We start from the raw sequence: 24,002 nt of genomic DNA, 5'->3' as shown, positions 1-24,002 counted from the left end.
TCGCGAAACTCATGGGCGCACGTGCGTTCCACCCGATCGTGTGCTGTACCGCCCTGACGGCAGAAGGGCCGAAAGAAGTCTTGCGCGATCCCTTGACCGGTGGGGGACGAGGGTCCACAGTGACTCACTAATGCGCATTAGTAATACGCATTAGCGATCCGGAGGAACACCGTGGAAGAACCCAGGAAGCGGGCCAGGCCGGGCCGCGCGCCCTCCCCCGCGGGCCGTACGTCCCGGCCGAGGCAGGCCGAGGTCGCCCGGCTCGCCGGGGTCTCGCAGGCCACTGTCTCGCTGGTGCTCGGGGCCCGGAAGCAGGGCGCGACGATCTCCGAGGAGACGCGCCGCAAGGTGCTCGACGCGGTCCGGGCGCTCGGTTACGTCCCCGATCCGGCGGCCAGCCGGCTGGCCGCCGCGCGGAACAATCTGCTGGGGGTCTTCAGCTTCACGTCCACGTTCCCGACGGATGTGCAGCACTCGTACTACCCGTTCCTGGTCGGCGTCGAGCAGGAGGCCGCGGCCCGCGGCTACGACCTGGTCCTCTTCACCGGGTCCAGCACGGGCGGCGCGGGGGCGGCCGGGCCGAACGCCCTGGCCCGGGTCCGGCTCGCCGACGGCTGTCTGTTCCTCGGGCGGCACGCGCCGGCCGAGGAGTTGCGGCGGCTGGTCGCCGACGGCTTCCCGGTGGTCCACCTGGGACGCCGGGACGAGCTGGAGGGGCTCGCCTGGGTCGGCGCGGACTACATCAGCGCCAGCCAGGAGGTCGTCGCCCATCTCGCGGCGCTCGGCCACCGGCGCATCGTGCTGGTCCGGGAGGACGACGAGGCCCCTGCCTCCACCGACCGTGAACACGGCTTCCTCAAGGGCCTGGAGGAGGCGGGGCTGCCCGGCGGTCCCGCCGCCGTCTTCCGCTCAGCCGACCCCGAGCGGGAGCTGACCGCACAGCGGCTGCGCGGCTGGCTCGACGAGGGCGTCACCGCGTTCGTCGCGGAGGAGACCGACACCGGGGACGCCTGGCGCGCCCTGCACGGGGCCGCGCACTTCGTCGGCATCGACTGCCCGCGCGACGCCTCACTGGCGTTGCTGGGCAGCCCGCCGCCGGACCTGGCCGAGGAGCCCGTGCCCACCGGATTCGACATCCCCCGCCCCCGGTTGGGCGCGGCTGCCGTTCGCATGCTCGCCGCGCTGGTCTCCGGGGAGGAGGCGACCGAGCCCCTGGTCGCCTGCACCTTCCGGCCCGGCTCCACGGCGGGCCCGGCCCCCGCCCGGTACTGACCTCCGGATCCGAGGTTCCGTCATCGCACGACGCACGTGCCGCACTTCAAGGAGAACCCGTGATACCCGAACCCGACATCCTCATCGTGGGCGGCGGACTCGGCGGGGTCGCCGCCGCCATCGCCGCCTGCCGGGCGGGGCGTACCGTCGTCCTCACCGAGGAGACGGACTGGATCGGCGGCCAGCTCACCTCGCAGGCGGTCCCGCCGGACGAGCACCCGTGGGTCGAGGAGTTCGGCACCACCGCCTCGTACCGCACCCTGCGCGAATCCATCCGCGACTACTACCGCCAGTGGTACCCGCTGCGTTCCGAAGCGCTGGCCCAGCGCACCCTGAATCCGGGTGCGGGCCGCGTCAGCAAGCTGTGCCACGAGCCGCGCGTCGCCCTCGCGGTGCTGGAGGCGATGGTCGCCCCGTACCGCTCCGCCGGACTGCTCACGCTGCTCACCGAACACCGCCCGGTGGCCGCCGAGGCGGGCGACGACGACACCGTACGGTCGGTCACGCTGGCCGACACGCGCAGCGGCAACCGCCGTACGATCAGCGCCCGTTACGTCATCGACGCCACCGAGACCGGCGAACTGCTCGAACTCGCCGGGGTCGAGCATGCGATCGGCGCGGAGGCTCGGAGCGAGTACGACGAGCCGCACGCCCCCGAGGAGGCGCAGCCCCTCAACCAGCAGGGCATCACGGTGTGTTTCGCACTCTCGCACCACGAGGGCGAGGACCACACCATCGAGCGCCCGGCCGACTACGACTTCTGGCGCGCGTACCGGCCGGAGTTCTGGCCGGGTCCGCTGCTGGGCTTCCTCGCTCCGGACCCGCGCAGTCTGGAGGCCGTCCCGCGTACCTTCGTTCCGAACCCGGAGCTGGACCCGCTGGACGTCAGCGCCGACCAGTCCGCCGACGCGGGTGACAAGGAGCTGTTCGGCTTCCGCCGCATCCTGGCCCGCAAGCTGCACCGGTCCGGCGCGTTCGACTCGGACATCACGCTGGTCAACTGGCCGCTCAACGACTACTGGTTGAAGCCGCTGATCGGCGGCGGCGAGGAGACGGCCGCCGCCGCGCTGCACGGGGCGCGCCAGCTGTCGCTGTCGGTCCTGTACTGGCTCCAGACCGAGGCCCCCCGTGCGGACGGCGGCCAGGGCTTCCCGGGGCTGCGACTGCGGCCGGACGTCACCGGCACGGCGGACGGTCTGGCCAAGGCCCCGTACGTCCGGGAGTCGCGGCGGATCAAGGCCGTCACCACGGTCACCGAGCACGATGTGTCGATCGACATCGTCGGCCCGTACGGCGGCACCCGTCACCGGGACTCGGTCGGCGTCGGCAACTACCGCATCGATCTGCACCCGTCGACCGGCGGCGACAACTACATCGACATCGGCTCGGTGCCGTTCGAGATCCCGCTCGGCGCGCTCATCCCCCGCCGGGTCCGCAATCTGCTGCCCGGCGGCAAGAACATCGGCACCACCCACATCACCAACGGCTGCTACCGGCTCCACCCGGTGGAGTGGAACATCGGCGAGGTCGCCGGCGCCCTGGCCGCCCACTGTGTCGCCGAGAACGTCGAGCCCCACCGGGTGCAGGCGGAGGACAAGCGGTTCGAGGTCTTCGCCCGGCTGCTGGAGCGCGACGGAGTCCAGCGCCACTGGCCGGACGTACGCGGCTACTGACCGGGGCCCCGACCCGCTTCTCCCCCCGACCCGCTTCATCCGCACGACCTGTTTCACCGCACGGCCCCCGGGGGCGGTCGCGGAGCGCCGGGCGGGCGCAGCTCCACCTGTACCCGCCCGGCCCAGGACCCACGTCTTCCGACGCCCGGTCCTGCCGCCCTCGCCCTGCCCACCCGCACGAGGAGGTGCCCAGCCATGACCACCCACCGCATCCGCGTCGGCATCGACGTGGGCGGGACCTTCACCGACGCCGTGGCCGTAGACGCCACGACCCTGCACCTGCTGGGGCAGGTGAAGGTACCCACCAGCCACCACCACGAGGACGGTGTCGCCCACGGCATCGTCGAAGCCCTCGACCGGCTGCTGGAGCAGACCGGTCACACGCCCGAGGACGTGACGTTCCTCGCCCACGGGACCACCCAGGCTACCAACGCCCTGCTGGAGGGCGATGTGGCCACCGTCGGACTCATCGGCATCGGCACCGGTCCGGGTGCCACGCTGACCCGCCGGCTGGCCGCCTTCCGCAAGCTGGAGCTGACCCCGGGCAAGCGGCTGCCGCTCGCCTACGCCCATGTCGCCGACCCGGACGACGCCCCCGCCGTAAGCGCCGCGCTCGACGAGGTCGTCCGGGAAGGGGCCGAAGTCGTCGTCGCCAGCCAGCCGTTCAGCGTCGACCGCCCCGAGGGCGAGGATGCGGTCGCAGCCGCCGCCCGGGAGCGAGGGCTGCCGACGACGGCCGCCCACGACATCACCTCGCTGTACGGGCTCCACAAGCGGACCCGGACGGCCGTGGTGAACGCGGCGATCCTGCCGCGGATGCTCGCCACCGCCGATCTGGTCGACGCCTCGATCACCAAGGCGGGCGTGAGCGCGCCGCTGATGGTGATGCGCTGCGACGGCGGGGTGATGTCGCTGGACGAGATGCGGCGCAGACCACTGCTGACGGTGCTGTCGGGTCCGGCCGCGGGCGTCGCCGGGGCGCTGATGCAGGAGCGCATCAGCGAGGGCCTGTTCCTGGAGACCGGCGGCACGTCCACGGACATCAGCGTCGTGCGGCGCGGCAAGGTCGCCGTACGCCACGCGACGATGCTGGGCAGGACGTCGTACCTCTCGGCGCTCGACGTGCGCACGGTCGGGGTCGGCGGCGGGTCGATGGTCCGGATCGGCGGCGGAAAGGTGGTCGGCGTGGGGCCGCGCAGCGCGCACATCGCGGGCCTGCCGTACGCCTGTTTCGCGAGCGCGGAGGACCTGCGGGACGCGAAGGTGACCACGGTCCGGCCGATGGCCGACGACCCGGCGGACTACGCGGTGCTGGACGCGGCGGGCGGCCGGTTCGCGATCACCATGACGTGTGCGGCGAACGCGCTCGGGCGGGTGCCGGAGGGCGACTTCGCCCACTGCGACCAGGAGGTGGCGCGGGCCGCGCTCGCCCCGCTGGCCGACGCGCTCGGTACGGATGTCGCCACGGCGGCGACGAAGCTGCTGGACGCGGGCACCGACCAGGTGAGGTCGGTGGTCGAGTCGATGATGCGCGACTACCGCCTGGAGAAGGACACGGCGGTGCTCGTCGGGGGCGGTGGAGGGGCCGCCTCCGTCACCCCGCATCTGGCGAAGGTCACCGGCCAGGAGGGACGGATCGCCCGGCACAACGAGGTGATCAGCCCCATCGGGGTGGCCCTCGCGCTGATCCGTGAGCAGGTCGAGCGGATCATCCCGGGCGCCGGCCAGGAGCAGATCCTCGCGGTACGGGCGGAGGCCGAGGCCGCCGTCATCGCCCAGGGGGCGGCCGCCGACGGGGTGGAGGTGGAGGTCACCGTCGACCCGCAGACCAGCACCGTACGGGCGGTCGCGACCGGCGCCACCGAGCTGCGCACCCAGGACCGCGCCCACCGGGCGGACGAGGCGGAGCGGCTGCGGGCCGCCGCGACGAGCCTGCGCACCGACCCGGCGTCCGTGCGGGTCCTCACGGGCACGCCGGCCCACACGGTGTACGGCACCGAGGTGCGCCGCCGGTTCCGCGCGGACCGGCACCCGGTGCGGGTGGTGGACGCGGACGGCGTCGTACGGCTGCACGCCCCGGACGCCCGGGTGGAGACGACCACGGTGGGCCGGGCCCCGGAGGTGCTGGCGGGCCTGGTGAAGGAGGCCACGTCGTACGGGGACGGCGGGGTCCGGGCCCCGGCGCTCCGGCTGCTGCTCGGCTCCCGGATCGCCGATCTGTCGGGGGTTCTCGACCCGGACCCGCTGCTGGCGCTGGCCCGCGGCGAGCTGCGGTCGCGGTCGGCCGACGAGCCGGTCGTGGCCGTGGTGGAGGTGCGATCGTGACGGCCGCCCTGCTGGACCGTGCGGCGCGCGCGGCGATCGCGGAGCTGGAGGCCGAGGACGACGTCGAGTTCGGCGTACGGCTGCTGCGGAACACGCCCACGCACGAGCGGCGCGATCCGGAGCTGCTGCGGCGCTGGGCCGCGACCGCCGGCGCGTTCGGGGCGGGGCTGCCACCCGTCGCGGCAACCGCCCGGATCGTGGAGAGCGACGGGGGCCTGGCGAAGGGGCTGCTGGCCCGCTACACCTCGCGTCCGGTCCCGACCGTCGAGCTGTTCACCGACACGCTGGCGCTCGCCGACGAACTGATCGACCTGCTCGGCTGGCGGCACTGGTACCCGGCAGGGTCGGTACGGGCCGCCGCCGTCGCCCACGAGGCCGTGCACGAGCAACTGCACCACGGGCCGCGGAAGAAGGACCTCAAGCGGGCCCTGGGCCACGTCGTCCTGCGCGCAGGACGGCACACCCTGTACGGCCATGTCGCGGGCGCCGACGAGATCGCCGCCCATGCGCACGCCCGCACGGTCTGCGGCCTCGGCCGCAGCCCCCTCCTGCTGACGGCGGCCCTGGCCACGGCGGCCGAGCCACAGCACGGGTCCCCGCACGGACCCCCGCACGGAAGAGAGAAGTAACGCCATGGGCGTCGTCATCCTTCTTGTCATGGCGGCCGGTGTCGCCGCGATGCTCACCCGCAAGCTCCCCACCGGCTTCGCGCTCGTCCTGCTGGCCGTCGCCATCGCCTTCCTCGCGGGCGCACCGCTGACCGGCGAGAACAGCGTCCTGGACACGGTCCTCCAGGAGGGCGCCCCGGCGCTCGCCGCGACGATGGTCGCCATCCTGCTCGGCTCCTGGCTGGGCAGACTGCTGGACGAGACCGGTATCGCGGGCACTCTGGTCCGCAAGATCGTCGAGTTCGGCGGGGACCGGCCGGTGGTGGTCGCGCTGGGCGTCCTCGGGGTCTCCACCCTGGTCGGTACGGTCACCGGCTCGGCCCCCGCGGCGATGCTCGCCGGGATCATCGGCATCCCCGCCATGATCGCCGTCGGCATCCCCAAGGTCACCGCCGCCGGAACGATCCTCATGGGCATCGCCGCGGGCATGCCCTTCGAGCTGCCGATCTGGCAGTTCTTCTCCACGGCGCTGGAACTGCCGATCCCGACGGTGCGCGGCTTCATGCTGAAGCTGTTCCCGTTCGCGCTGTCCGCCGCCGTGCTGTTCGTCCTCGTCGAGACCCGGCGCCGGGGTGTGGAGCATGCCTGGTCGCTCAAGTCGGCCTCCCCGAAGCCCGTTTCGCGTCGCGAGCAGTTGGGTGACGCCCCGTGGTACGCGCTGCTCACCCCGGTCGTGCCGCTGGTGCTGGCCCTCGGCTTCGAGGTGGCGATCCTGCCGTCGATGCTGGCCGGCGTGCTGTACGCGCTGCTGACCACCACCCGGCCGCGCGAGATGAACAAACGGCTGCTGCGCACCCTGTACGGAGCGTTCGAGGTCGCGGCGGCCCCGATGGTCCTGTTCATCGCCATCGGCATCCTGCTCGCCGCGGTCAAACTGCCGGGCGCGGTGGAGTCGTTGGAGCCGCTGGTCAAGGCGGTCAGCCCGCAGAACCCGGTGCTGTTCGTGCTGGTGTTCACACTGCTCGTACCGCTCTGCCTGTACCGGGGTCCGCTGAACGTCTTCGGTCTCGGCGCGGGGATCGCCGGGGTCCTCATCGCGGCGGGCATCTACCCGGCCGTCGCGGTGCTGGGGCTCGCCACCTCGTACAACCAGGTCTTCGGGGTGTCGGACCCCACCAGCACCCAGACCGTGTGGAGCGCGCAGTACGCCGGGGTGACCCCGCAGCAGGTGATGCTGCGGACCCTGCCGTACGTCTGGGCCGTCGCGCTCGGCGGCTTCTGCGTCACCGCCGCCACCTATCTGTGATCCATCACCTCTCGGGACGGAGAACGACATGACACAGCACCAGGACTCATCCCGCACGCCCGACGCGGGGCAGCCGAGCCGCCGGATCTTCCTGCGCGGGACGGTCGCCGGGATCGCGGCGACGGCAGGACTGGCCGCCACCGGGGCGGTGGTGAACCCGGCAGCCGCGGCGCCGGGCGGCTTCCCGGACTACAAGCACCTGAGGCCGCTCCTGACGCCCTCCCAGCTGAAGTACAACCCGACGGGCGAGATCATCTTCCCGTGCATCCGGGGCGTCTACGACCGGCTGGCCAACCCGCTGGGCCGCTACTACCTCTACTACGCCCCGCACGACGCCCCCGGCGGCATCTGCCTGGCGTACGGGAACTCGCTGGAGGGCCCGTTCACGGAGTACCCGGCGAACCCGATCGTCTCCAACAACTGGCAGCCGCACTACAAGGTCAGCCATGTCTCCTCGCCGCACGTCCTGTGGAACGAGGACGTCAAGGAGCTCTGGCTGTACTTCCACGGCGAGAACCACACCACCCGGCTCGCCCGTTCCAAGGACGGCATCACCTTCACGTACGACAAGACCGTGCTCACCAAGGACATGCTCCCGGCCGGCACCAGCGAGACGTCGTACGCACGGGTCTTCCGCCACAACCTGCCCGCGCGGGACGCCCGTTACGTAATGCTGTTCATGGTCAACAACCAGTCGAACCACCGTGACGTCGGCTGGGGCTGGTCCAAGGACGGCCGCAACTGGACCTTCGCGCAGCAGCCGTTGATCCGGCACTCGGACGTCGGCGCGAACAACATCAGCGGCGCGCACCTGCTGACCCGTGACAACAGCACGTACGTCGTCTACCACACGGGCAAGGACACCGGCGGGAACATGCTGATCACCGAGGTCGGCAACGACTTCTCCCGCCGCAACCACCTCGGCCTCTTCTACGAGTCGAGCGACGCCGCACCGGAGAACGGCCGGGCCGCCGCGCCCAGCTTCGGTACGGACCGGGGTGTGCCGTACATGGTCTACGAGGCGGGCGAGCGCCTCAAGGGTTCGATCTGCGTGGCCCGAGGCTGATAGGGGAGGGCCGGGGGTGCGCCGGATATCTGTCCCGGCGCACCCCCGCGCCGTTCGCCACGCCACGGACACCCCACCGTGTCGGGCCGAGTCCTCCCCACCACGGGCCCGAACCTGTCGCGCCGAGGAAGGCTTGCCCCGGCCATGCCCCTCCATCCCAACCTGGACCCCGAGATGGCCGCCGCGCTCGCGGCCGACCCGCCACCGCCGACCGTGCTCGACGGCCTGCCGTACGAGGAGCTGGCCGCGCTGCGGGCCGAGCGTGCCGTGCAGCCCGTCGCCCCGCCCGCCGAGGGCGTCGTGGTGACCGACCACCATCTGCCCGGCCCCACCCCGCTCCGGGTCCGGAGCTACCGGCCGCGGGCGGCGGGCTCCCTCGCGCTGCCCTGTCTGGTGTGGGTGCACGGCGGGGGCATGGTGCTGGGCTCCCCCGAGATGGACGACGCCCGGGTCTCCGCGTACGCCCTGGAGGCCGACTGCGCCGTGGTCTCGGTGGACTACCGACTGGCGCCCGAACACCCGTATCCCGGGCCCGTGGAGGACTGCCACCGCACCCTGCGATGGGCGGCGGACCGGGCGGAGGAGCTGCGGATCGATCCCGGGCGCCTGGCGATCGGCGGGATCAGCGCGGGCGGCGGGCTCGCGGCCGCGACCGCCCTCCTGGCCCGGGACAACGGCGGCCCGGGCCTGGTCTTGCAGTTCCTGCTCTGCCCGATGCTGGACGACCGCAACACCACCGGTTCCAGCAGGGAGTTCACCGAGGCCGTCACCTGGCCGCGCGCCAACAACCTCTACGGCTGGGCGGCCCTGCTCGGCCCGCTGGCGGGAAGCGAGGAGCTGCCTCCGTACGCCGCGCCCGCCCGCGCGACCGATCTGTCGGGGCTTCCTCCGGCATACGTCGACGTCGGCGAGCTGGAGGTCTTCCGTGACGAGTGCGCTCGGTACGCGCTGCGCCTGATCGAGGCGGGGGTGTCGACCGAGTTCCATCTGTGGCCGGGCGCGTTCCACGGCTTCGACGGTGTGCTCCCCCACCTCACGCTGCCGCGCCGGGCGGCCCGCGAACAGATCGCGGTGCTGCGCCGGGCCCTGGGCGGGGCTTCCGGGCGGCCGGAGGCGGCCCACGCCCGCGCGTGAGCCGCCCTCCTCCGGGTCAGTCGCCCGCTTCGCGGGGCGCCTCACCCACCTCCTCCCCCAGCAACCGCACGTACGCGCGCGTCCACTCCTCGATCGTCGTCGCGTCCCACAGATCCGCCGAGAACTCCACCGCGCCCTCCAGCACATCGCCGGTCGGAGTGAGCACCATGATGAATTCCGACCGGGCCGCCTCGGGGGCGATCTCCGCCACGGTGGTGGTGAGTCCGGGCAGGTCCAGCCCGGTGTCCAGCGAACTCTCGTAGGCGAGACCGATGTCCAGCCGGTCCGGTATGCGGATGCCCTTGCGCCGGAGCATCGCCGGGGCCACCCTGCGCGGCGGCATGGCGTGCTCCATGCCGAGGACCGTGGTGCGGCCGACCCGGTCCACCAGCTCCGCCAGCGTGCCGTCGCGGGCGTCGCGGACCCGCAGGGCGAACCCGGTGGCCGTACAGCCGACCAGGGACTCGAAGGTGCTGCTGTCCCTGCCCGCGTAGGAGATGTTCAGCACCACCTCGTCCTGTTCGGCCCGCGTGGTGAGCAGGCGGCTCAGGGCGGCGGCGGCCACCGCGAAGGGCGTGGTGGACCGTCGGGCGGCGAGCCGCTCCGCCGCCGCCCGGACCTCGGCGGGCACGGTGAACCGGACCACGCCTCCCTTGCCGCTGAGCTTCTCGGGCCGGGGCCGGTCCAGGGGGAGGTCGAGGGTGAAGGAGGCGTCGGCCAGCTCCTCGATCCAGTAGTCCGTGCGCCGTTGGTCCGTCGCCTCGTAGTGGGCGGCCTGCCACTGGGCGAACTCCACCTGTTGGGGAGCGGGGGGCAGCCCGTGCCCGCCCCCGGTGACCGCCGCGCGGTAGAAGGCGGCGAGTTCCTTGAGCAGGGTCGTCACGGCCCACCCGTCGCACGTGCAGTGGTGTGTCACGAGCAGCAGGACCCACTCCTCGGCGGCGGTGCGCAGCAGCCGGACGGCGAGGACGTCGCCGGTGGACGGGTCGAGGACGGTGTCCGACGCCTGCTCGGCGATGCGGCGCACCTCCTCGGCCCGCTCCGCCTCCGGCCGGGCGGTGAGGTCGTCCATCGGCAGGTCGACCGGCTCGTGGTCGAGCACTTCCTGCCGCCAGCCGCCGGAGTCCTCCCGGACCAGCCGGGTGCGCAGCGACTCGTGACGCCGCACCAGGTCCTGGAGCGCCCCGTGCAGAGCGGTGGTGTCCAGCGGTCCGGAGAGGTCGACGCGCAGCCCGACGTTGAAGACCTGCGGCCTGGCGTGCTGGGAGTGCAGGTTGGCGAAGCGGGCCTGCTGTTCGGTTGCGGGGCCGCCGCGGACGACCGTGCGGGCCCCGGAGCCACCGGTCAGGAAGCCGGTCAGGGCGCGCAGGGTGGGCTCCTGGTAGAGCCGGGACAGCGGGTACTCCACGCCCCACTTCTCCCTGATGCGGTTGATCAGGCGCATCGCCGTGAGCGAGTGCCCGCCCAGGTCGAAGAGGGAGGCGTCGAGGTCGGCGCGGTCTGCGTCGAGGTCCAGTTCGGCCGCCCACAGCTCGCGCAGCCCCCGCGCCACGTCGGCGGGCGAGCCGGCCGGGGCGGGCGGCGCGTCCGCGCTCGGGCCCGGCTCAGGCCCGGCCGGGGCCGGCTGGTCCGTCGACGGGAGCCGGTCGCGGTCCAGCTTGCCGCTGCTGTTGAGCGGCAGCCGGTCCAGCGTCCGCCAGGAGCGCGGCACCATGTACTCGGGCAGGCGCTGTTCCAGCTCGCGGACCCACCGTTCGGTGCGCCGCTCATGATCCGCCGCGTCCCCGGCGTCGGGCCCGGCGGGCACCACGTAGGCGGCGAGGTACGCCTCGCCGTTGCCCCGCCGGCGACCGACGACGGCCGCCCGGCGGATGCCGTCGAGGCCGTTCAGCACCCGGGCCACCTCTTCCGGCTCCACCCGGTAGCCACGGATCTTGACCTGGTCGTCGGTGCGTCCGACGAACTCCAGCCGTCCGTCCGGCCGCCAGCGGACCAGGTCCCCCGTCCGGTAGCCGGGCCCCTCCGTCATGCCGGGCGCCGATGTCGTGAACCTTTCGGCGGTGAGGTCGGGCCGGTGCAGATAGCCGTCGGACACGCCGGGACCGCCGATCAGGAGTTCACCGACCTCCCCGATGGGAACCGGCTTGTCCGACGGATCCACCACGCGCACCGTCACGTTGTCGACGGGCCGGCCGATCGGGACGGCCTCGGCCGTGCCGTCCGGCGCGTCGCCGCCGGCGGGTTCGACCGTCTCGGTGAGGCAGAGGACCGTCGTCTCCGTCGGGCCGTAGACGTTGACCGTCTCGTACGGGGCCTCGGGTCGCGGCCGGGTCCGCAGCGCCTCCCCGCCCAGCAGGAGGTGGCGCAGCGGAGGCTGGTCGGCCGCCGGGAGGCGCAGCACCTCCTCGCCCAGGGCGGTCGGCAGGACGCTGAAGTCGACGGCCCGGTCGGCGAACCAGCGGGCCAGGGCCAGCGGATCACGGCGGGTGGCGTCGTCGGCGACGACCAGCGTGCCGCCCGCGGTCAGCGTGGGCCAGATCTCCAGCAGCGAGGCGTCGAAGCTCTGGCTGCACACGACGGCCGTGCGGTGTTCCCCGGTCAGTCCGAAGCGGTCGTGGTGCCATCGGCAGAGGTCCACCAGGGAGCGGTGGCTGAGCACGACTCCCTTGGGGGTGCCCGTGCTGCCCGAGGTGTAGATGACGGAACAGGGGGACGAGCCCGTGGCGCGAGGGGCGCGGGCGGCGTCGGGCGCGGTTTCCGGGGCCGGTCCGGGGTCCGGTGCGAGGACCCGCACCGCCGCGGGCAGGGACAGTCGCCGTGCGCCGTCCGGACCGCTGATCACCAGCCGGGCACCGCTCTCGGCGATGACCTGCGCGGCGCGTACGGCTCCGAGCGAGGGGTCGAGCGGCACGGCGGCGAACCCGGCCCGGGCCGCGGCGAGCACGGCCGTGACGAAGTCCGCGCCGCGCGGCAGCCAGACCGCCACCACCGGGGCGGGGTCCCCGGCCGCCACGAGCGGGGTGAGCGCGGCGGCAAGCCTGCGGGAGCGCTCGTCCAGTTCCCCGTAGGTCACGGCGGTGTCGCCGTCCAGCACGGCGGTCCGGCCGGGGTGGGCGGCCGCCTGCTGGACGAACCGGTCGTGGACGGTGGTGTCCGGAACCGGGCGCCGGGGGCCGTTCTGCCAGCTGTCCGGTACCTCGTCCCCCTCGGCGGGTTGCCGGGCGAGGAGGGAGAGCGGGGTGCCGGGGCCGTCGGCGGCGGCCGTGAGCAGGCCCTGGAAGACGTCGAAGAACCGGTCGACGGTGCCGGGGTCGAACAGGTCGGTGTTGTATTCCAGGTGGCAGCGGATGCCTTCCGGCCGGTCGGTGAAGTAGACCGTCAGATCGGTGAGCGCCTTGTCCGGGCCGGCGTCCATCGGGACGGCCCGCACGCCGGGCAGGTCGAGGCGGAAGGGTTCGTCGGACTGGAATTCCGTGAACACCTGGAACACCGGGGTGCGGTCGGTGCCGCGTGGCGGTGCCAGGGCGCGGACCACGTCCTCGAACGGTGTGTCCGCGTGGTCGTAGGCGTCCAGGGCGACGGCCCGCACCCGGTCCAGCAGGGTGGTGAAGCCCGGGTCTCCGGTGAGGTCGACCCGCAGGGCCACCGTGTTGACGAAGAAGCCGACCAGTTCCTCGGCCCGCCGCGGCCGGTCGGAGACGGGAACGCCGATGACGATGTCGTCCTGGCCGGAGACGCGGTGCAGCATCGCCGCCCATCCGGCCACCAGGGTCATGAAGACGGTGGCCCGCCGCTCGCGGCCGAGCCGCCGCAGCCGGTCGCTCAGGCCTGCGTCGAGCGTGTGGAAGACGGCGCGGCCCCGGGAGCTCATCACGGCCGGGCGGGGCCGGTCGGTGGGCAGGTCGAGGACGGGGAGGTCGCCGTCGAGCACGCGCAGCCAGTACGCCAGGTCCTGCTGGGCCCGCGGCCCGTCCGCGGCGTCGCGCTGCTCGCGGGCGTGGTCGGCGTAGCTCCAGTCCAGTTCGGGCAGGCCGGCCCCGGTGCCGTCCAGCTCCGAGCGGTAGAGGGCGGAGAGGTCCCGGCACAGGATGGTCGCCGAGGCGGCGTCCACCACGATGTGGTGGAACGCCATCACGAGGACGTGCTCGTCGTCGCCGGTCCGCACCACCCGGGTGGTGAACAGGGGCCCGTTCTCCAGGTCGTACCGGCGGTTGCTCTCCTCGGTCAGGACGTCCGGTACGGTGCGCCCGTCCCCGCTGACGCCGTCCACCAGCGCGAAGTCGGGTTCGAGGGTGTCCCGGACCACCTGGACCGCCGAGTCGCCGGCCGCCCGGAACACGGTCCGCAGTCCGGCGTGGCGGTCGACGAGCCGTCGCACCGCGCCGTGCAGGGCCCCGGTGTCGAGCGGGCCGTGCAGCCGGATCGCCTTCACCTCGTTGTAGGCGGTGCGTCCGGGCAGCAGCCGTTCCAGGAACCAGATCCGCTCCTGGCCAAAGGAGAGGGGGGCGTCCTGCGGGGAGGCGGCGGGGCGGCGCTCCCGATGGCGTCGGCGCAGGGCGTCCAGGCGAGGCAGACCGGCGCGCAACTGCTCCGCGCCGACGCCGAAGTCGACCAGGGCGACGATCTCGTCGGCGCCGGCGTCGGCCACCGCCTGGGCGACCGGCAGGGTGGAGTCCACGTCGCCGATCAGGGCCCGCTGGTCGCAGTAGCGGCTGTAGGCCCGGCGGAAGACCACGTCCAGGTCGTCCTCGCTGAGCGCCTTGAGGTCGGCGGAGAGGCCGAGGCTGTTGGTGACGCCGCTGAAGAGGGCCAGGGAGGCGCGCATGTAGCGGGCCATCGGTTCGAAGGCGTCGGCGCGGGCGCTCTCGTGGTCGGCGCCGAGGTAGGTGTGCAGCAGGACGGCGACCCGCCCGGCGTCCGGGTCGAGGCCGTGGCGGCTCCGGGCCCGGCGGTAGCGGGCGATGTTCTCCCGGAGCTGGTCGACGTCCTGGGTCATCAGGTTGGTCACGATGCCCAGGTCGTGCTCGGCGGCCCGCTCATAGGACTCCGGGTTCGACACGACCGCCGTGTAGAGCGGTGGCATGGCCTGTACGGGGCGGGGGAAGAGGCGGATGTCGCGCTGCCCGTCGCCGGTGGTGCGGCGCAGCGCCTCGCCGCGCCAGAGGCGTTTGACCTCCTCCAGCCGGTCGTACATCTCCTCCTTGTGGTGTCCGAACCGCTCGGGGAAGAAGACGAAGTCGTCGGCGTTCCATCCGCTGGCCACGCCGAGACCGACGCGTCCGTCGGAGAGGTTGTCCGCCATGGACCACTCCTCCGCCACCCGGATCGGGTCGTGCAGCGGCATGACGACCGAACCGGCGTTCAGGCGGATGCGCCGGGTTTCCCGGGCCAGGGCGGCGGCCAGGACGGCGGGGTTGGGGAAGAGACCGCCGAAGGAGTTGAAGTGCCGCTCGGGCATCCAGAGCGCCTCGAAGCCGTGCTCGTCGGCGAACCGGGCGGCCTCCATGAGGAGTTCGTAGCGTCCGTCCTGCGGCCCGGTGCTCTCCTGCGGATAGTCGCCGAAGAAGTAGAGGCTGAAGTCGGCGCGCCGTGACGGCGTGGACGCGGTGGCGACGGGGGCGGGTGCCGGGCCGGCGGGCCTCGGCTGCCGTGCCGCGGGAGTCGTGGGGCGGGACTCCGTCACGGGCGCGGGTGCGGCCGGCTCCCCGGCCGTGACCGCGTCGATGGCCGTGGCCCCGGGGGCCGGGCGCGGGGTCGTGACGGGGGTGGGGCGGTCGTGACCGGGCCGCCGGGCGGGCGTGGTCGTGGTGCGGAAGAACCCCGCTTCCCGCAGGTCGGTGAGCGATCCGCGGACGGCGTCGGCCACGTGCTCGATGTCGCTGTCGGTGTGGGCGGTGGAGAGGAAGAAGTTGCGCCACTCCCATACGTGCACGCCGCGCAGCATCAGGTGCGGGTAGAGCAGTTCCATGTCGGCGCGGTGCTCGAAGCGGAACTGGGAGCCGAACCAGCCCATCCGCAGCGGGAAGTCCTCGTTCTCGAAGAACTCGTTGAGTCCGGTGGCCAGTTCGGTGGTGCGGGCGTTGAGCCGTTCCTGGAGGCGGGGGCTGTGCTCCTTGAGGTGGGTGAGGACGGCGTGCGCCGCCGTCATCGACACCGGGTGCTGGAGGTAGGTGCCGCCGAAGAAGGTGGTGTCGGCGGTGGGGCCGCTGTCGTCGCCGTAGCTCCAGTAGCCGCCGTCGACGCCGTCCATGATGTCGGCGCGGCCGGCGACGGCGCCGATGGGGAAGCCGCCGCCGAGCAGCTTTCCGTAGGTGGCGAGATCCGGGGTGACCCCGTAGAGATCCTGCGCCCCGCGCAGGGCGGGGCGGAACCCGGTCAGCATCTCGTCGAACATCAGAACGATGCCGTGTCGGGCGGTCAGCTCGCGGAGCCGACGGACGAACTCGGCCGGCCGGAGCGAGGGATGGCGGCTCTGCACCGGCTCCACGATGACGGCGGCGATGCGCTCGGCGTCCTGTTCGATCGCGTGCAGCGCGGAGTCGCTGCCGTACTCCAGCACCGTCAGCTCGGCGACGGCGCTGGCGGGTATGCCCCGGGAGACGGGAACGGTCCCCTCCTTGCCCGCCTGGCGGCCCAGCACCTGGTCGGCGTGGCCGTGGTAGGCGCCCTGGAAGGTGATGATCCGGTCGCGTCCGGTGGCGGCGCGGGCGAGCCGGATGGCCGCCGCGTTGGCCTCGGTGCCCGAGTTCGCGAACGCCACCCGGTCCATCCCGGTCAGCTCGCACAGCAGGTCGGCGGCCTGACCTGTCTCGACACCGCGCGGGCCGAGCCGGATGCCCCGGGACAGGTGCTCGCGGACGGCCTCCCGGACGAAGTCGGGTTCGTGGCCGAAGAGGAGCACCCCGAATCCCATGGTGATGTCGGTGTAGCTGTTGCCGTCGATGTCCTCGATCCGCGCACCCTCGGCGCGACGGGCGGCCACCGGGTACAGCATCTCCTTGGTGGATCTGCGGTATCCGACGATGGCCCTGCTGTCGGCGAGCCGCCGGCGGTGGCGCTGGGCGAGCTGTTTGGAGGCGGCCGTCCGTGCCGTGTAGCGGCGTATCAAGTCATCCAGGTGCTCCTGCTGGGAGCGGGAGGAGCCGGTGCGGACCATGCCCGCGTCCGGGGCCACCTCGACGCGCGGCCCGTGCATCCGGGGCTGCTCCGCGCTGTCCACCGCGGCGGACGCGGCCGGTGACGCGGCCGGTCCGGTGTTCATCTGCTCGTTGATGCGCTGGACGAGTCCGGCCATCTCGGCCAGGTCCTGGTCGAGGGTAGCGGTGAGCCTTCGCTGCTCGTTCACCGGACTCCCTCGCGGGCCGGGGCGGGCGCGGTCGCGCCGGCCTGGAGGGTGAGCAGCTGGGAGAGCTGAGTGAGCATCTGGAGCTGGATCCGGGAGAGCTGCTCCACTCGACCGGCCAGCTCCTGGTACTCCTTCCGCGTGATGAACGCGCTGTCGTCGGGGGCGGGCTCCGGGCCGGCCGACGGCACCGGGGACGCCGACAACGGCGCTTCGGTGGACGGATCGGCGGCGGTCTCCTGCCGCACGGGCGCGGGTTCGGCGGCGCGCTGCCGCGGCACGGGCGACGTGGCGACGGCGGGCGCGGGGGCCGGAACGGCTGTGCGGTGCTCGCGGGGCAGCCGGGCGGCGATGAGTTCGGCGAGGAGGCGCGGGGTGCCGGTCTCGTCGAAGAGTTCACGCATGGTGACCTTGACCTGATGCTCCTCCTCGATCTCGCGGAGCACGTTGATCATGAGGAGGGAGTCCGCCCCGAGGTCGAAGAACGGGGTGTCGGCCGCGACCGAGGTCAGCTCCTCGCCGAAAGCCCGGGACAGCACCCCGAGGATGCCGTCCAGAAGGTGCGTGGACTCCGTCGTCTCTGCCGTCACAATGCGTTCCTCTCTGACCGGATTCATGGTGGCGCGCGGCCGGGGAGGTTCCCCGACCCAGTAGTGGCGGTGTTGGAAGCGGTAGCCGGGCAGCGGGACGCGCCGCCCGGCGGTGCCCGCCAGGAACGGCTCCCAGCGGACGTCCGCTCCCGCGCAGTGCAGCGCCGCGGCGGCGCCGTACAGCGCGGTCAGCCCGGAGCCCCGGTGCAGCGACGGGGTCGCCCGCACGGTCGGCAGAGCACGGCGGGCCAGGCCGCTGAGCGTGGTGTGTGGCCCGATCTCCAGCAGTACGTCGGGGTGTTCGGCCGCCACCGAGCCGAGCGCCGCGTCGTAGCGGACCGGCCGGCGGGCGTGGCGTAGCAGGTACTCGACGTCGGGGGTCCAGCCGGGCGGCCGGGTGCGGCCGTCCAGGGAGCTGATGAAGGGGGTACGGACAGGGGTGAAGGGTGTCGTCGCCAGGACCGCCCGGAACGCGTCGAGCATCTGATCGACGGCCGCGGTGTGGAAGGCCCGGTCCACCCCGAGGCGTTCGTGGGCGATGTCCCGGTCCGCCAGGAGGGCGCAGAGGGCCTCCATGTCCGCGACCGGGCCCGCGAGGACCTGGGACCGCTTCCCGTTGGTCACCGCCAGCTCCACGCCGGGGCAGGAAGCGGCCAGCTCCGTCGCCTCCTCCCGTGCGAGCATCACGGCCACCATGAGGCCGGGTTTGCAGTGGTCCCGCATCAGTCGGCCTCGATGCGTGCTCAGTGCGAGGCCGTCCTCCAGCGAGAGCGCCCCGGCCGCGTGGAGCGCCGCGTACTCCCCCACGCTGTGCCCGGTCACTGCGGACGGCTGGATGCCCGCCTCCTGCCAGAGCCGGACCAGGGCGCACTGGAGGGCGTAGAGGGCCGGTTGCGCGGTCGCGGTGGACGGGCCGCCGTCCGGTGCATCGGCGTCCCCGGTGGTCAGGAGTGGCAGTATCGATTCACCAGTGCGGTGGCGGTGGTGTTCCTCGCAGGCGTCCAGCACCTCGCGGACCACGGGGAACCGCTCGTACAGCGCTGCCGCCGCGCCGGGACGCAGGGACCCCTGGCCGGTGAACTGGAACACGACCCGGGTGGCGGCGTCCGCTGCCGGTGCCGGGTCATCCGCCGGCGCGGGGGACCTCTCGGCGCGGGTCAGCCAGTCGTCCAGGGCCTTCGCCAGTTGGACGGGGGTGGCGCCCCGGACCGCGATCCGGTGCCGGCCGTGGGTGCGGCCGAGGGCGGCGGTGGTGACCAGGTCGGCCGCCGGCAGGGCGGTGTGGCGGCGGAGGTGGTCACGCAGCGAGCGCGCGTTGTCGGCCAGAGCCTCCCGGCTCGTCGCGGAGACCAGGAGCACGTCCGGTGGTGGTGCGGCGTCGGGGGTACGCGGCGCGGGCTCGGGCGCCTCTTCCAGGACGAGGTGGACGTTGGTGCCGCCGACCCCGAGCGAGGTGACGCCGGCCCGGCGGGGGGTGCCGTTCTGTGGCCAGGGCCGCAAGGCGTCGGGGACGTAGAACGGGCTGGACTCCAGCCCCAGCAGCGGGTTGGGGGTGCTGAACCCCGCGATCGGCGGGATCACTCCGTGTTTGAGCACCAGCAGGGATTTGACGAGTCCGGCCAGTCCGGCGCCGACGTCCAGGTGCCCGATGTTGGCCTTGATCGCGCCGAGCGCGCAGTATCCGGTGCGATCGGTGTCCTGACGGTAGGCCGCGCTCGCTCCCGCGAGCTCGATCGGATCGCCCTTCAGCGTCCCCGTGCCGTGGGTCTCCAGGTAGCCGATGGTGTCCGCGCTGACACCCGCGTGGTCCAGGGCGCGGCGTACCGCCTTCTGCTGGCCGCTCTCGCTGGGAGCCGCGAACGTCCTCTTGTCGGAGCCGTCGTTGCAGACGCCCCAGCCGCGGATGACCCCGTGCACGGTGTCGCCGTCGGCGAGGGCGCGGTCCAGCCGCTTGAGGACGACGGCGAGGATGCCGGTACCCCCCACGGTGCCGTCGGCCGAGGCGTCGAACGCCCGCAGATGGCCGGTTTTGGAGAGGATCGACCCTTTGACGTAGTGGTAGCCGAGGACCTGCGGGACGTGGATGGATCCGGAGCCCACCAGCGCGAGGTCGCATTCGTCCAGCAGCAGTGAGTTGGCCGCCAGCTGGACGCCGACCAGTGAGCTGGAACAGGCGGTCTGCACGTTGATCGCGGGGCCGGTGAGGCCGAGGCGGTAGGCGACCCGGGTGGCGTTGAAGTCGGTGAAGTTGCCGACCATCACCTGCATCCCGGCCAGCCAGTCGCCGATGTCCTCGTTCGGCAGCACGTTGTTCATCAGGTAGGACTGCATGTTGTAGAGGTGGTAGCCCGCGCTGGCGTAGACCCCGATCCTCCTGCCGTCCCGCTCGTCGGGGTACCCGGCGTTCTCCAGCGCGTGCTGCGCGCATTCCAGGAACAGCCGCTGCTGGGGGTCGGTGAGGCGGGCCTCGCGGGCGGTCATCCCGAAGTGCCGGGCGTCGAAGCCGGCGATGTCGTCGAGGATCGCGGACGTGCCGATGAAGTCCTCGCGCCCGTACAGTTCTTCGGGAACCCCGGCCGCTCTGAGGTCGTCCCGGGTGAACCGGGTGAACCGGCTCTCGCCGTTGCGGATGACGCGCCACAGGTCCTCGGGGGTGTCCGCTCCGGGGAGCCGGAAGGCCATGCCGACCACGGCAATGCTCGGGTCCCGGCTCTCGGCGCCCATCAACTGTGCTCCTTTCGCAGAGCGCCGTCGGCGGGGGACGGCTCCTGTTCCTCAGGTCCGGCCGGGGACGGCATCTGTTCCTCCGGTCCGGCCGGGGACCGGCGCAGCACCAGGTACGCCAGCAGGGCGAGGCTCCCGGCGATGGCGAGACCGTGCAGTGAGGCGACGACGCGCAGGGGCGAGAATGCCTCCAGGAGGAAGCCGCTGACCAGCATTCCCAGGCCGAACCCGGCGTTCTCCACCGAAGCCGAGAGACCGAAGAGCCGGCCGCGCTGCTCGTCCGGGACCGTCTGGAGCCTGGAGACGTAGATGACTTCGGTCACCCCGTCGGCCGCTCCGGCGATCAGCGCGGTTGCCAGTGTCAGCCCGATCGGCAGCCCGCTGAAGACGATGATGAAGGCGCCCGACATGACGCAGGCGCCGATGGCGAAGGCCCGCTCGCCCGGAGTCCGGCCGCTGCGCCGGGTGTAACGGGCCAGCACCTGCTGGGCGATGACGTTGCCGACCGCCCAGGTCGCCCAGAACTGGCTGATGAAGGTGGCCGGGTGGTCCGGGTCGAGCAAGCTGGAATGCACGGGCAACGCCACGTTGTGCGACGAGGATCCCAAGCCGTCCATGGCGCGCAGGGCGATCATCGCCATCAGCACCGGCGACGCGGCCCGCAGCATCCGCAGCGAGCCGTACCCGGCGTTCGCCGTGGCCTTCGCCGGGTCCTGCGGCGCCTCGTCGGCCCGGGACCTGGTGCGCAGAGGCAGCAGCGCGAGGATCGAGGCGGAGATCAGGAAGGTGCAGGCGTCCAGCAGGAAGGCCCAGGTGTAACCGAACTGGGCGACGACGACTCCGGCCGAGGAGAATCCCGCGATCATGGCCAGCGAACGACCGGTCACCAGAAGGCCGTTGGCGCGGGCCCGATGCTCGGCCCCCACGATCTCCGGGATGCTGCTGCGCAGGGCCACCTGGGAGAGCGTCGAACAGCTGCCGGTGACCACGGCGAGGCAGTAGAGCAGCGGGAGCCGACCGGCCTCCGGGGCGACCAGCAGGGCCACCAGGGCAACCGCCTGGCCGAGATCCGCGCCGATGATCAGTCGCTTGCGGTCGTACGCGGAGACCAGACGCCCGCTGACGAACCCGGACGCGACACTCGTGCCGAGCCGGACCGCCATGAAGAGACCCGCGGCGAGGGCGCTGCCCGTCACGTCGTAGACGAAAACGTTCAACGCCACCATGTTGAGGTAACTGCCGTACGCGGACAGGCCGTTACCCAGCACGAGTAAGCGGAAGCGCTTCATGCGCACCCTCGTCGGAACGTCTCCGGAGCGAGCACCGGCCCGCCCCCGCGCCGTTCGCTGATACCGCGTCGGTCCGCCAACGCTCTTCCTCTCGCCCACCCCATGCGTACCTCCAGACCCACTCATGGGCGCGGCGATTCCGTCAAGCCCCGCCCTACCGTCGTGGGCCCCCTACCACGGCTGGAAAACGACGTCGTACGTACGGCTGGGCCTGCCGAGCTCCGGCCGGCGACCGGCTGGTGCACGACGCGCGGAAGGAGGGCCGGCGGGCGGGCGCGAAGGGCCGCGGAGAGGGCGCGAGCGGGACGACGAGAGCGGGGCGGGAACCGCGCGGGGACGCCCCGGAGCGATCACGGACCGAGGAGCAGGGGCAACGCGGACTTGGCGGAATCTTGATGCCCACCGGCCGTGCGCGGGACAGGCATCGAGACCGGTACGAGCAGCCGGGCCCCGCCATATCACGACCGCATGGGTCTGCGCGACCCGCCACGCGTCCCTCCACGGCCAGTCCTGTCGCCCGCCGGACAAGAGGCACCACGACGACAGTCCGTCGAAACGTCCAGCTCCTCCCCGGCGTGCGCACATCACTCATCACAGGCACGATGCTGATCAGAACCGACAGGCACCGGGCGGCCCGAAGCTGGGTGCCGGAACTGGAGAGGGACCGCCTCATGGCCAAGAAGAAGCTGAACAGAGGCGACGACGTCACCTGGAGAAGTCACGGGCAAAACGTGAAGGGCTCCGTCACCCGAAAGATCGAGGACCGGACTGACGCGGGCGGCCGGACCGTCGATGCTTCCGAGGAAGACCCGCAGTACGAGGTGAAAAGCAGAAAGACGGGCAACAAGGCCGTACATCGCCCGCAGGCACTCAAGAAGAATCGCGGCAGCTCGTGAGTGGCGGCAATAAAAAGGAGCGGCAGGACACGATCGACCGGTTCGGCGAGGACGTCAATATGGCACCGGGCGAGCTGGAGAGATGGCTCGACACCGACGAGTCACGTGATGTGGGCCAGAAGGACAGCGGCACGGAGTCCACCGGCCATGCCTCCGGCCGACGCATTGTCCATCTGCTACGGACCCGCAAAGAAGATCTCAGCGAAAACGATCTCGCGCATATGCGAAAAGTCTCCGGATACGTACGCCGACATCTCGGGCAACGCCCCGAGGGCGACATCAAGAACACCCCGTGGCGATACTCACTGATGAACTGGGGCCACGACCCGCAGAAGTAGCAGCGTCTCCGCAGCCCATGGTGAACCGACCGAGCCTTTCGTGCTCGGTGGTCATGGTGCATGCCCCCGGGGCGCGTAGTTCTGTCCCCCCGGGGGCGTGCCCCGGGGGGGGTGGACGGGGTTCAGGCAGCGGGGGCGAACCGGTCCCAGGCCCGGTGGTGGGCCAGCATCTCGATCAGGCCTTCCAGCGCCTCTGTGGCGTCCCCGCCGGTCACCACGCCGGGAGCGTCAGGGGCGACCCCGGCGGTCTGGAGTGCGTCGAGGCCATCGGCCCAGGCTCCGATGGCCTTGCCGTGGCGGAACGCCTCTGCGATCAGCAGCAGGACGCGGGGGTCGATCCCGGCGGGCACGGCGTCGTCGTCGACTTTCGCGTCGCGGGCGCCGCGCGCGTCAGAGCCGGGGGCCAATGCGCCTGCGAGGAGGATGGCGTCGAACTCGACGGATCGCGCTGTGGTGAAGGTGCGTTGCACAGTGACGGGTTCGTGGTCCGGCCCGATGGTGCCACCGGCCGGGGCGATGACGAGTGGGACCATACCGGCGTCCAGTACGGCTTGCCGTACGGTCCTGCCCGGGCGTCACTCGCTGTGCTCACCGGGCTGTTCGGGCTCCGGACCGGGGTACCAGCGACCGGTGGCCAGGTCCCGGTGGGCCAGGCCGCGGTCGGCGAACGCGCTGAGCCAGTCGGCCATCGGCCACCAGCCCCATCGGCGGTGAAACGTCTCCGCGTTGCGCAGGATGTCGTGCACGTGCGCTACGGGCGGGTCGGAGACCGGGTGGTGCTGGTGGAAGGCCGGAGCGCCGCCGACCCAGGCGAGCGGGACGCCGGCCGCGCGAGCCTGCTGCCCGTAGTCGGTGTCCTCGCCGCCGTACCCTTCGTATTCCTCGCAGAATCCGCCGATGGCGCGCCAGGTCTTCGCCGTCACCGCGAAGGACAAGGACCAGAACAGCTCGTGGTCCTCGCTGCGACGGACCTCCCCTGCCGGGGGCGCGGGCCGGCCCGGGTGAGGACCGGCAAGGGTGGGAAGGCCGCTCAGCCGGTATCCGTCCGGGCTTGGAGGCGGCAGGTAGGAGACGGTGCCGCAGAGCAGCGAGTGTTGGTGCTCGGCGTCGAGCGCGACCTGCCGGTAGCGCTCCAGCAGACGCTCACCGGGGACGCAGTCGACGTCCAGGAAGACCAGCAGTTCGGCGCCGCCTTCCATGGCGCGCAAGGCTCCCAGGTTCCGGGCGCGGGCCAGCGGCAGACGCCCGTTCATCACGGGGCACTCGACGACCGTCGCGGCAGGCTCGCGGCAGCCCACCACCGCGCCCAGTTCCGGGTCGTCCATCGCGACGACCACGTACTGCTCCGGCGAACGTGAGCCGGCCGCCAGGCCGCGTTGCTGCAGGGCCAGGTGGCGGTGGCGTCCGGAGACCGGGGTGATGACCGCTGTACGCATTAC

13 protein-coding genes and 1 pseudogene are annotated in these 24,002 nt (G+C 72.5%); 9 read left to right on the top strand and 5 right to left on the bottom strand.

Annotated elements, in window-relative coordinates; genetic code table 11:
* Positions 1-171 precede the first annotated feature (171 nt).
* From CCZ36_RS32455 to CCZ36_RS32425, 7 genes are all read left to right on the top strand, one after another.
* The gene (locus tag CCZ36_RS32455; protein ID WP_069739347.1) at positions 172-1,272 is read left to right on the top strand and encodes a LacI family DNA-binding transcriptional regulator; all 1,101 of its coding nucleotides are present in this window, start codon (positions 172-174) and stop codon (positions 1,270-1,272) included.
* Positions 1,273-1,331: 59 nt separating this feature from the next.
* Positions 1,332-2,945, top strand: coding sequence for an FAD-dependent oxidoreductase (locus CCZ36_RS32450; RefSeq protein WP_128819182.1), 1,614 nt, complete (start codon positions 1,332-1,334; stop codon positions 2,943-2,945).
* 195 nt (positions 2,946-3,140) lie between these two features.
* Positions 3,141-5,270 (top strand): hydantoinase/oxoprolinase family protein, encoded by a 2,130-nt coding sequence (locus tag CCZ36_RS32445; protein ID WP_128819181.1) that lies wholly within the window; start codon positions 3,141-3,143, stop codon positions 5,268-5,270.
* Positions 5,267-5,899, top strand: a complete 633-nt coding sequence (locus CCZ36_RS32440) for a hypothetical protein (RefSeq protein WP_128819180.1) — start codon at positions 5,267-5,269, stop codon at positions 5,897-5,899. Before CCZ36_RS32445 ends, CCZ36_RS32440 begins: the two co-directional genes overlap by 4 nt.
* A gap of 4 nt (positions 5,900-5,903) precedes the next feature.
* The gene (locus CCZ36_RS32435; protein WP_069739343.1) at positions 5,904-7,184 is read left to right on the top strand and encodes a TRAP transporter large permease subunit; all 1,281 of its coding nucleotides are present in this window, start codon (positions 5,904-5,906) and stop codon (positions 7,182-7,184) included.
* A 28-nt stretch (positions 7,185-7,212) separates the two neighbouring features.
* Positions 7,213-8,250 (top strand): hypothetical protein, encoded by a 1,038-nt coding sequence (locus tag CCZ36_RS32430; protein WP_128819179.1) that lies wholly within the window; start codon positions 7,213-7,215, stop codon positions 8,248-8,250.
* Positions 8,251-8,394: 144 nt separating this feature from the next.
* Positions 8,395-9,384 carry an alpha/beta hydrolase gene (locus CCZ36_RS32425; protein WP_128819178.1) on the top strand — a complete coding sequence of 330 codons (990 nt, stop codon included), beginning with the start codon at positions 8,395-8,397 and terminating at the stop codon, positions 9,382-9,384.
* Positions 9,385-9,400: 16 nt separating this feature from the next.
* On the opposite strand, the gene CCZ36_RS32420 is transcribed toward CCZ36_RS32425, so the two are convergent.
* Genes CCZ36_RS32420 through CCZ36_RS32410 form a run of 3 tightly spaced genes read right to left on the bottom strand, consistent with a single transcriptional unit; the run spans position 9,401 to position 21,329 of the window.
* On the bottom strand, positions 9,401-16,729 hold the full coding sequence (locus CCZ36_RS32420) for a non-ribosomal peptide synthetase (RefSeq protein ID WP_069739340.1): 7,329 nt from the start codon (positions 16,727-16,729) through the stop codon (positions 9,401-9,403).
* Positions 16,726-20,040, bottom strand: a complete 3,315-nt coding sequence (locus CCZ36_RS32415) for a type I polyketide synthase (protein WP_128819177.1) — start codon at positions 20,038-20,040, stop codon at positions 16,726-16,728. Before CCZ36_RS32415 ends, CCZ36_RS32420 begins: the two co-directional genes overlap by 4 nt.
* Entirely contained in the window at positions 20,040-21,329 is a 1,290-nt protein-coding gene (locus tag CCZ36_RS32410; protein ID WP_128819176.1) for an MFS transporter, read from the bottom strand. Before CCZ36_RS32410 ends, CCZ36_RS32415 begins: the two co-directional genes overlap by 1 nt.
* Before the next feature lie 671 nt (positions 21,330-22,000).
* On the opposite strand from CCZ36_RS32410, the gene CCZ36_RS32405 reads away from it, so the two are divergent.
* Both CCZ36_RS32405 and CCZ36_RS32400 read left to right on the top strand, forming a co-directional pair.
* Entirely contained in the window at positions 22,001-22,225 is a 225-nt protein-coding gene (locus tag CCZ36_RS32405; protein WP_128819175.1) for a DUF2945 domain-containing protein, read from the top strand.
* Positions 22,222-22,563 carry a DUF3140 domain-containing protein gene (locus tag CCZ36_RS32400; RefSeq protein WP_079149683.1) on the top strand — a complete coding sequence of 114 codons (342 nt, stop codon included), beginning with the start codon at positions 22,222-22,224 and terminating at the stop codon, positions 22,561-22,563. Before CCZ36_RS32405 ends, CCZ36_RS32400 begins: the two co-directional genes overlap by 4 nt.
* 122 nt (positions 22,564-22,685) lie before the next feature.
* On the opposite strand, the pseudogene CCZ36_RS32395 reads toward CCZ36_RS32400, so the two are convergent.
* Positions 22,686-23,114: pseudogene (locus tag CCZ36_RS32395) on the bottom strand (catalase HPII); the annotation flags it as partial.
* A gap of 24 nt (positions 23,115-23,138) precedes the next feature.
* Entirely contained in the window at positions 23,139-23,999 is an 861-nt protein-coding gene (locus tag CCZ36_RS32390; RefSeq protein WP_069739336.1) for a glycosyltransferase family 2 protein, read from the bottom strand.
* Positions 24,000-24,002 lie beyond the last annotated feature (3 nt).

Origin of the sequence: Streptomyces sp. S063, from assembly GCF_002832675.1 — a bacterium.
Lineage (GTDB): Bacteria > Actinomycetota > Actinomycetes > Streptomycetales > Streptomycetaceae > Streptomyces > Streptomyces sindenensis.
The sequence above is the reverse complement of the archived record's forward strand: the minus strand, read 5'-3'. Positions and strand labels throughout refer to the sequence as shown.

Excerpts from the sequence above, each read along its gene's own strand:
- CCZ36_RS32445 (WP_128819181.1), top strand. The coding sequence starts at position 3,141 with ATGACCACCCACCGCATCCGCGTCGGCATCGACGTGGGCGGGACCTTC.
- CCZ36_RS32435 (WP_069739343.1), top strand. The coding sequence starts at position 5,904 with ATGGGCGTCGTCATCCTTCTTGTCATGGCGGCCGGTGTCGCCGCGATG.
- CCZ36_RS32430 (WP_128819179.1), top strand. The coding sequence starts at position 7,213 with ATGACACAGCACCAGGACTCATCCCGCACGCCCGACGCGGGGCAGCCG.
- CCZ36_RS32425 (WP_128819178.1), top strand. The coding sequence starts at position 8,395 with ATGCCCCTCCATCCCAACCTGGACCCCGAGATGGCCGCCGCGCTCGCG.
- CCZ36_RS32415 (WP_128819177.1), bottom strand. The coding sequence starts at position 20,040 with ATGGGCGCCGAGAGCCGGGACCCGAGCATTGCCGTGGTCGGCATGGCC.
- CCZ36_RS32410 (WP_128819176.1), bottom strand. The coding sequence starts at position 21,329 with ATGAAGCGCTTCCGCTTACTCGTGCTGGGTAACGGCCTGTCCGCGTAC.
- CCZ36_RS32405 (WP_128819175.1), top strand. The coding sequence starts at position 22,001 with ATGGCCAAGAAGAAGCTGAACAGAGGCGACGACGTCACCTGGAGAAGT.
- CCZ36_RS32390 (WP_069739336.1), bottom strand. The coding sequence starts at position 23,999 with ATGCGTACAGCGGTCATCACCCCGGTCTCCGGACGCCACCGCCACCTG.